The organism is Nostoc sp. DedQUE08, assembly GCF_034530895.1.
Taxonomy (GTDB): Bacteria; Cyanobacteriota; Cyanobacteriia; order Cyanobacteriales; family Nostocaceae; genus Nostoc.
The window spans coordinates 22,408-30,764 of sequence record NZ_JAVRCD010000082.1 but is presented as its reverse complement, the minus strand read 5'-3'; the positions used below and the strand labels follow the sequence as shown (position 1 = coordinate 30,764).

7 protein-coding genes are annotated in these 8,357 nt (G+C 40.8%); 2 read left to right on the top strand and 5 right to left on the bottom strand.

Annotated features, from left to right (window positions below; genetic code table 11):
* Nucleotides 1-193: 193 nt before the first annotated feature.
* Nucleotides 194-325 carry a hypothetical protein gene (locus RMY64_RS33295; RefSeq protein ID WP_322672156.1) on the bottom strand — a complete coding sequence of 44 codons (132 nt, stop codon included), beginning with the start codon at nucleotides 323-325 and terminating at the stop codon, nucleotides 194-196.
* 64 nt (nucleotides 326-389) lie between these two features.
* Between RMY64_RS33295 and RMY64_RS33290 the strand changes: the two genes are divergently transcribed.
* A complete protein-coding gene (locus tag RMY64_RS33290; protein ID WP_322702277.1) occupies nucleotides 390-920 on the top strand; it encodes a HEAT repeat domain-containing protein in 531 nt (176 codons plus the stop codon).
* Between the two features lie 31 nt (nucleotides 921-951).
* Here RMY64_RS33290 and RMY64_RS33285 read toward each other — a convergent pair whose 3' ends face one another.
* From RMY64_RS33285 to RMY64_RS33275, 3 genes are all read right to left on the bottom strand, one after another.
* The gene (locus RMY64_RS33285) at nucleotides 952-1,548 is read right to left on the bottom strand and encodes an SMI1/KNR4 family protein (protein WP_322702276.1); all 597 of its coding nucleotides are present in this window, start codon (nucleotides 1,546-1,548) and stop codon (nucleotides 952-954) included.
* Nucleotides 1,549-1,593: 45 nt separating this feature from the next.
* Nucleotides 1,594-2,271, bottom strand: a complete 678-nt coding sequence (locus tag RMY64_RS33280; protein ID WP_322702275.1) for a hypothetical protein — start codon at nucleotides 2,269-2,271, stop codon at nucleotides 1,594-1,596.
* Nucleotides 2,272-2,366: 95 nt separating this feature from the next.
* Nucleotides 2,367-4,361, bottom strand: coding sequence for a heavy metal translocating P-type ATPase (locus RMY64_RS33275; RefSeq protein ID WP_322702274.1), 1,995 nt, complete (start codon nucleotides 4,359-4,361; stop codon nucleotides 2,367-2,369).
* 631 nt (nucleotides 4,362-4,992) lie between these two features.
* Here RMY64_RS33275 and RMY64_RS33270 point away from each other — a divergent pair.
* Nucleotides 4,993-5,373 (top strand): hypothetical protein, encoded by a 381-nt coding sequence (locus RMY64_RS33270; protein WP_322672162.1) that lies wholly within the window; start codon nucleotides 4,993-4,995, stop codon nucleotides 5,371-5,373.
* A 242-nt stretch (nucleotides 5,374-5,615) separates the two neighbouring features.
* Here the strand turns inward: RMY64_RS33270 and RMY64_RS33265 are convergent, their stop codons facing one another.
* A complete protein-coding gene (locus RMY64_RS33265; protein WP_322672163.1) occupies nucleotides 5,616-8,291 on the bottom strand; it encodes an RNA helicase in 2,676 nt (891 codons plus the stop codon).
* Nucleotides 8,292-8,357: the final 66 nt, after the last annotated feature.

Sequence of the window (8,357 nt, the reverse complement as noted above, 5' to 3'; positions counted from 1 at the left end):
ATATTGCTGTTTACGCTGCTTGATTGAATTAAAAATGGATAAAGTCGAGCTAAGAGGATGTCTGAAAACTTTTTAGTGTTGTATTTGAGACTTGTAGATCCCCCTAAATCCCCCTTAAAAAGGGGGACTTTGAGATAAATTCCCCCCTTTTTAAGGGGGGCTAGGGGGGATCGGGCGTAATGTTTAATACTTCTCAGACATCCTCTAATTGAAACTTGACTGCCGTAGCAGCCTCAATAGCCAAAGCTTTCTTCATCTGCCTTAACTTCTCGCTGCGGATGTCAAACTCTGCCTGAAGTGCGTCTAGTTTTTGTTGCGATCGCACTGTAAAATGCCATTATTTACACAGATTTAGGATATTGGTTACAAGGTAATATTTATGAAAACCAATGAGCAACCAGCAAGAGCAAGACAATATTAATTTTTTAATTCAACAACTACACACAAGTCAGGATAACTCAGTTCTCAAACAGGTTGCTGAACGTTTGGGGTTTTTGGGTGCTGGTAATGCAGATGTAATTAATGCGTTAATTGACTTAGTATGTACCACACAAGATGAACCTACGCGCTGGGTAGGAATTCAAAGCTTAGGCAAAATTGGTACTGATAACAATGATGTTATTCAAACACTAATTAAGCAACTCAGTACTGTTCAGCCACCTACCTGTAGGGTAATAGCACAGAACCTAGCGAAAATTGCTGTTTGTAACCAACAGGCAATTACGACTCTGGCTAACCTAGCACGTAACACCTCTGATGAAGTAACCCGCGAAGCCATTGCTTATACCTTGGGGTACATCGGTAAAGGTAGCCAGGATGCAATTCAAACTTTGATTTATTTAATACACAATAGTTCTTATGATTATGTTCGCCAAACTTCTATCTGTAATTTTAATTATTTACCATTTTACGATTATTGAGATATTCAATAAATTTGAATATCTCAATCTATCAAAGAAATTCTGGGTCGTTTAATATTTCCTCCATAATTTCACCAAATGAGCGATAACGCCGTGCGCCAAATGAAGCAGTTGAAAAGCTACAAAACCAAGCTTCCCATTCACCATCTATTGCAACGATCTGAGGATTTAGTAAAAATATCATACCCATATTTTCACTGCTTATTTCCAATGCTGTTTGTAGATACTCTGGTCGGGATATGTAATCATATTGCTCATCCCCATAAACAAAATACTCTTCATCTGTTAATGGTGATTCAGGCCAAGTTTCGATTAATTCATCTACCAAATCTTGATTGTCAGGAGCATACCATACAATATCTTCAGTTCCACAAAATTCTAGACCATATTCTGATATAGGACGCAACCCATTAGAAGCTTTCAAAAACTCTCGGTAAGAAGGTGGAAAAGTTACATTTAAACAAGCTTCGGTAGCAACTATTTCCTCCTCAGTTGCACCAAGATAACCTAAGTAGCCAGATTTGCGAACTTCTGGGGATAAATCTTCTTCATAATTATCTTCAATAAATATTTCTATTCGCTTTTGGCTCCATTCTCTAATACGGTTTTCCCAGTAAGTTTTTTTCATTCTTTGTAATACTTTCAGAAAGCTAAACTGATGTTTAACATACTATTATTCACTTGAATTCAATACAATGATAATTTCTGCAAGCCTAATTCCCAAAGGTTTCCAGTGGGGATTACTGGAGGAAAAAGTACCATCCCCTGACACTGCTTGGTAGTCATTGAGAAACTTTTCAGAAGCATTGGGAGCAGCGTCTACTCGTAAAATGATTTTGCCTTGATAACGGGATAATTTACTACTATCTAACAAAATCGTGCCGCCGTAATCCCAACCCAATCCATAAAGTTTAAAATTACCTAATTTTTTACGTAACTCGCTCAACGAGGTTCCCACTCCAATACCTTCGCGGGTTTTCCAAGCTGAACCCAGGTTACGCACATCTAGGGGTTTGGTACGAGTATTATCACTCCAAACTACTAGCAGAGAGCGCCCCTGATTTAGATTTAACTGAGTAGCTGCAAAACTACCTATTCCTTCAGCACCAGAGATAGTTTTATCAACGAGATGGGATGCACCAAACAGCTTGACTAAATCTCGCTTGGTGGTTTTACGTGTGATTGGCCCCACTCGTTCCCCAGGAACAATTAAGGTATCTTTTAAGGGTTGCGATTTAGCAACAGTAATTGGGTGATTGATTTTCTGGGGTAGTGCAAAGGCTGGGTTTGCGGAATAGTTTAGCAGTAAAGCTAAAGTAGCTGTAGCAATCCCTTTGATTGATGAATTCATGGGTTTTACTATTGGGTAGCAGAATATGAGTGAGGAGTACTCATAGTTTAACTACTACAAATTACCAATTAAAGATTCCCGATTTTCTAATAACTTTATTTCATCGCTCTAGTTGCGTTTAAAATTGCCAGCATTGCTACTCCAACATCAGCAAAGACAGCTTCCCACATTGTCGCTATCCCGAAAATACCCAATCCAATAAATACACCTTTAATTGCTAACGCAAATCCAATATTTTGCCAAACAATTTGCCTTGTTTTTCTGGCGATTTGGATTGCTTCTGCCACTTTCGATGGTGCATCTGTCACGATTACAATATCGGCGGTTTCGATCGCGGCATCTGAGCCTAATCCACCCATTGCCATACCAACATCTGCTCTAGCAATCACTGGGGCATCATTAATTCCATCCCCAACAAAGGCAACTTTACCATGCTTGGCAGCGGTGCTGAGTAACTTTTCAATGGCATTAACTTTTTCTTCAGGTAATAACTCTGCTTCGTAGGTATCTATACCAAGCTGTTGGGCAATTCGAGAAGCGATCGCTTGATTATCTCCTGTCAACATTACTGTTCTCTCTACACCCATTCGCTTGAGTGCTTGAATAGCAAGTCTTGCATCTTCTTTGAGTTCATCAGCAATGACAATATAGCCAGCGTAAATATTATCCACTGCTAAGTGAATAACTGTTCCCTCTAACTGGCAATTATCGTGAGAAATCTTCTCTCTATGTAATAGGCGATCGCTTCCCGCTATCACTACCCTATTTTCAATTTTGGCTCTAATTCCATAGCCTGCTATCTCTTCATAATCTCCGATCTCAAATTCATCAATTTTTCCACCATAAGCCTTGCAGATAGATTGAGCGATGGGATGATTAGATTGTGATTCTACTTTGGCAGCTAATAGCAGCAGTTCTTGTTCATTCCAGCCATTTAATGGTACTATTTCTACTACTTTGAATACTCCTTTCGTTAACGTCCCAGTTTTATCAAAAACAACTGTCTTAACTGCATTTAAAGTATCTAAAAAAGTAGAGCCTTTTACCAAAATCCCACGTCTAGCTGCACCTCCCACACCTCCAAAGTAACCTAATGGAATACTGATAACGAGTCCACACGGACAGGAGATAACTAGTAAAATCAGGGCACGATAAACCCATTCGGAAGAAGTTGCACCCGAAATGAATAAAGGAGGCAATATTGCAACTGCTAGCGATGTAAAAACTACGATTGGTGTATAATATTGGGCAAATTTAGTAATAAACTTTTCTGTTGCTGCTTTTTTACTTTTGGCATTTTGCACCAAGTCTAAAATCTTGGCAATGGAAGATTCATCAAATACTTTTGTGACTCTAATGACGAGCGCACCTGTTTTGTTAATCGTCCCAGCAAAAACTGTTTCTCCAATTCTTACCGTTCGCGGTACAGATTCTCCAGTTAATGCAGATGTATCAACTTGCGAATTACCATCTATAATTTCGCCATCTAAAGGAATCTTTTCTCCCGGCTTTACAACAATAATATTTCCAATATTTACTGTTTCTGGCGATACTTTCTTCAGTTCTCCTTCTATTTGGATATTCGCATAGTCTGGGCGAATTTCCAATAATGATTTGATCGAATTACGAGAGCGGCTGACGGCAATATCTTGTAACAATTCTCCAATTTTGTAAAATAACATTACCCCGACAGCTTCGGGTAATTTATGAATTGCGATCGCTCCTAATGTTGCTACCGTCATTAAAAAGGTTTCATCAAATATTCTACCTCTGACTATATTGCGTCCAGCAGTTTTTAAAACACTCCATCCACTTAATAAATAAGCAGGAATGAAAAGTAGATATTCTCCTATTGAGTAGAATGTATTGTGTAATTGATTTTCAAAAATTACACCAGGCGCATATAAACTTAAAATTGCTACCAAAGGCAATATCTCATTTTTCAGATTGAATTCTCCTCCGTGTTCGTGATTGTGATCATGGTTATGATTCTCATTATGATTGTGATGATGAACATGGTTATGATTCTCGTGATGGTCATGTTCACAGCTGCAACAATCTGAAGATTCCAAATGTACTTTCTGCTTCATTTTTTCTATGTAGGCTAGTAAATTAATTGAGATATGAGCCTTTTTTTAAATGTAATGAAAAAAAGAAGTTTTTACAAGTTGGTATTTTAAGAACGAGAATCTATCTCAATCCGGTTCGGTTAAAATTTTTTGATGAAAATTATAGATAGCTAAAGATGCGATAAATCACTGTCTCTTGTCTTAACCTATCTTGATGATTAAAATTAAGATTTTTAATCTTGTAAAAATAGCTATGGCGGCTTTCAATTGTATAGAATTATCTAAGATATAAATTTTGTTCCTAGCGAACAATTTATTGCTCTGTATAACAATTTAAAGGGCTAGAGGGGCTAATTACTAGCTCTAATTTGATTAAGCTTTTATACTTATATCAAGCAAATAATAACCGTCTTGGGAATATACAGCGGATTGAAATTTGCTCAATTGCATAAGGTTACGTCTAAAAGCTAGATATCAAGCCTGTTTGATTGTTGAATTATAATGTAGTAAATAATTTCCGAGCGAACTGGTATAGAGATGGAACTTTCTTGGGTAACAAGTGTCTATCTAGCTATTCTCAGGGAAAATTCACTTGAAGTTTGAAAGTTAATCGAATACCCTAATCTAATAGACAATTTTCTCAAGGAAATCTATGAACAAAAAAATTCTTCTGAATTTGCTTTCCAGTTCTTCAATTTTTGTGTCGATGATGTCTACGCTGGTGGCATTTCATCCTGCCCATGCTAGTGGTAGCATTACACAGCGATTACTGCACACACAAGACGGTCGTACCTGTATCACTAACCCACATGGTGGACAAGATTTTGTGTGCATTCGAGATTCAGAGAGAAAACATCCGTATACCTCTAAGAGTTCCTCAACTATTGTCACATCAGTATCAGATCGGAATGTTGCGATGTTGAACTTTACTGAAGAGGAAAGCGATGCTGCAATTAGAGTATTTGGTTGCGACTGTCCATTATGTATAAATTCTTTGCGTCAGTTGCAGGGTACTGGAAACTTGGTGTACTAAGATTGAATAGCGCTGATTGCGACTATAACTTTTGTTAGATACACGCGATTAATCACGCATAAAAAATATACGAAACCAAAAAAGCATTTTTAACTAAGTACCACTACTATTATTTGATAACATGTAAGTTCATTGCTGGGGCAACTCATGAATTGCCCCAACAGCAACTATTTTTGCATAAGTACTGAGAGAAAAAGATGCACAGAAATTATTAAATACCTGTGTCTGCCAGAGCGTCCTATTTATTCAACTACCTCATTCACAGGGAATCTATCAATCAACTGCATCGCCCGATAGGCATTGCGCAAGAAAGAGTCTTGCAAATGGGGAATGTGGGGTATCTGCGACAATAAATCCAAAGTCCGGCGTAAAATTCTCACTACATCGCCTTCATCCAAGGTAGTGTTCTCGCAGAGTTCTGTCCACTCCATTCCCAGGGCCCATTGTTCGACTATAGCAATCAACTCAAATTCCAACCATATCGGCAGCGCTACGTTATACCGCCGTTGTCGTTGGAACATTTGGTGGCGAATTCCCCGCAATTTTTTCAAGGCTTCTGTCACTTCATTACTTAGATCGAAGTTAACCTTGCTATCTGGACGGGGCGTTTCCATCACCAAAGCTGCTGCTGCTGCTGCTAAATGATGCGGATCTAAATTGTCCAATTCACCACTAGCGAATACTAAACCCAGCCACAATTCATTTTCCCCTCGAATGGCGGCGGCAATTTGCCCTAGTTGTGTGGGGACTAAGTTATCCAAAGCGTCAAAATGTTGCAGAATGGCGATTAAATTGAGAAATTCTTCCCAATGACGTTGTGACTGTTGTTCTACATGCCCTTGCAACTGTTCGAGTTCGGCTTCTAGTTCGACATAACGGGCCCGACGTTTGAAAAGCGTTGCCGCATTGCCTGATTGATGTAGGGGATGAGCTTCTAATTGCTCTTGAACAGCAGTAACTTTACTGAGTTGTTCTGCTACTTCTGGTGCTACATGCAAAGATTCTATCGGATTGGGAATACGCACGGCGATCGCAAAGCTTTCTTCGTTACCACGGCGCGATTGTCCTGGCTTCAAAGGCATCTCTGGTGGTGGTAATACATCAGGCGGCACTTCAATTCGCGGTAGTTCGGCATACAAATCGACTACATCCCCTGTAGTTGCCACATACCAGCGGTTATCGTGCCCCAAACATACCAAGTAAGGAGCTTGACCAGAACCAGGTGATTTTCCTACTAAAACTGCCGTTACCGGGGAAGACACCATGATATTTTTGCCCTTGAGACTCAACAGAGTTCCTGACACTGCAAAGCCCAACATCATCACCAATTCCTCTTGGCGGTTTTCCTGTGCTTGTTCTTGCAAGGTTTTCAATATCTGGCGTTCCACCTTCAGGCGTTGCCGCAATTTTTCATAAACAGCCAGTTCATTTTCATTAACTGCGGCGATTTGCTCATGAAGTTGAGCTAATTGGCTTTGCAATTCGGCAATCTCATCGTATTCCGGCCGTAAATGCAAGGTCGCCATGTACTGCCCAAAACTGCGCTCTATTAGTTCCCTGGTTTGCTCTAGGGTATGGGTTTGCAGCAAGTTGAGTACCATGCCATAACTGGGCGTAAACTGGCTTACTAAAGGGTCTGGCTTGGATGTTCCCAAATACGCGGCTTCTTTGGCTCCTTCAAAGGGAGTTTGAACTGTCACCACATGACCTTGTTTATCCATCCCCCGGCGGCCTGCTCGTCCCGCCATTTGCAAAAATTCAGAAGCGTTCAACAGCCGGTGTCCGGTGTCAGTCCGCTTGGAAAGGGTAGAAATTACCGTTGTCCGGGCGGGCATATTAATTCCTGCTGCTAGCGTCTCAGTGGCAAATACTACTTTAATCAGCCCTTGCTGAAATAGTTCTTCTACCAGTGCTTTCCAAGCAGGTAAAATCCCAGCGTGGTGGGCAGCAATTCCCCGATACAGGGGTGCAATTTGTCCAGAACGCCCAGCTTCGGGATTGCGGGCTAAAAAGTCATCAATCTGTTGCCGCAGAATCTGAGACTCTTCATTATTTACCAGCCATAAATCACCCACTTCCGCCACCGCTTTATCACATCCCCGGCGGCTGAAGATAAAGTAAATGGCTGGGAGCATATCCCGTTGTTCTAACTGGCTCAAGGTATAAATTATACCAGGAGCCTCTGGTCTGCCATTTCTGCCCCTATCCCTTTCTCCCCCTTTCCCCTTTTTCTTCTGAAGTCGAGGGTTAATTTTGGTTTTACTATCATTCAGCAGGGGAAATAACCCTTTGGGATTGCAAAAGTGAAATTCTAAGGGAACTGGGCGAAAATCGGAGTAAATCAGGTCTGTTGGGCCGTGAACGCGATTTAGCCAGTCGGTGAGTTGATCGCTATTGGCAACCGTTGCTGAGAGGGCTGCCAGTTGCACTTCACGGGGACAATAGATGATTGATTCTTCCCAAACTGTACCGCGCTGGCGATCGTTCATGTAGTGGCACTCATCAAGTATCACCGCTTCAACGTCTACTAATGAGATGCCGATTTGCCCAATGGGTGTGCCATAGAGCATATTTCGGAAAATTTCTGTGGTCATCACCAAAATCGGTGCATCTCTGTTAATCGAAGCATCTCCAGTTAACAGTCCGACTCGATCGAACCCGAATTTTTCTCGAAAGTCACGTAATTTTTGATTCGACAGCGCCTTCAAGGGAGTAGTATAAAATACGCGTTTTCCTCGCGCTAGGGCGCGATAAATGGCGTATTCCCCGACTAATGTTTTGCCCGAACCTGTGGGCGCACATACAACTACGGAGCGCCCAGCGTTCAGGGACGCGATCGCTTCTTTTTGAAACTGATCCAGTTCAAAGGGAAATATAAACCCTAAGTCAAGTTCTGGAGACGGTGCAGGATAATTCACTCAATCACATTTGCAACCAGATTGTTTACTATACTAACGAGTCTTTTGTCAACTTCGTTAGTGGTC

What these genes read in the sequence shown, in the direction of transcription:
- RMY64_RS33285 (WP_322702276.1), bottom strand. Translation starts at nt 1,548, where the DNA reads ATGAAAAAAACTTACTGGGAAAACCGTATTAGAGAATGGAGCCAAAAG.
- RMY64_RS33290 (WP_322702277.1), top strand. Translation starts at nt 390, where the DNA reads ATGAGCAACCAGCAAGAGCAAGACAATATTAATTTTTTAATTCAACAA.
- RMY64_RS33275 (WP_322702274.1), bottom strand. Translation starts at nt 4,361, where the DNA reads ATGAAGCAGAAAGTACATTTGGAATCTTCAGATTGTTGCAGCTGTGAA.
- RMY64_RS33280 (WP_322702275.1), bottom strand. Translation starts at nt 2,271, where the DNA reads ATGAATTCATCAATCAAAGGGATTGCTACAGCTACTTTAGCTTTACTG.
- RMY64_RS33270 (WP_322672162.1), top strand. Translation starts at nt 4,993, where the DNA reads ATGAACAAAAAAATTCTTCTGAATTTGCTTTCCAGTTCTTCAATTTTT.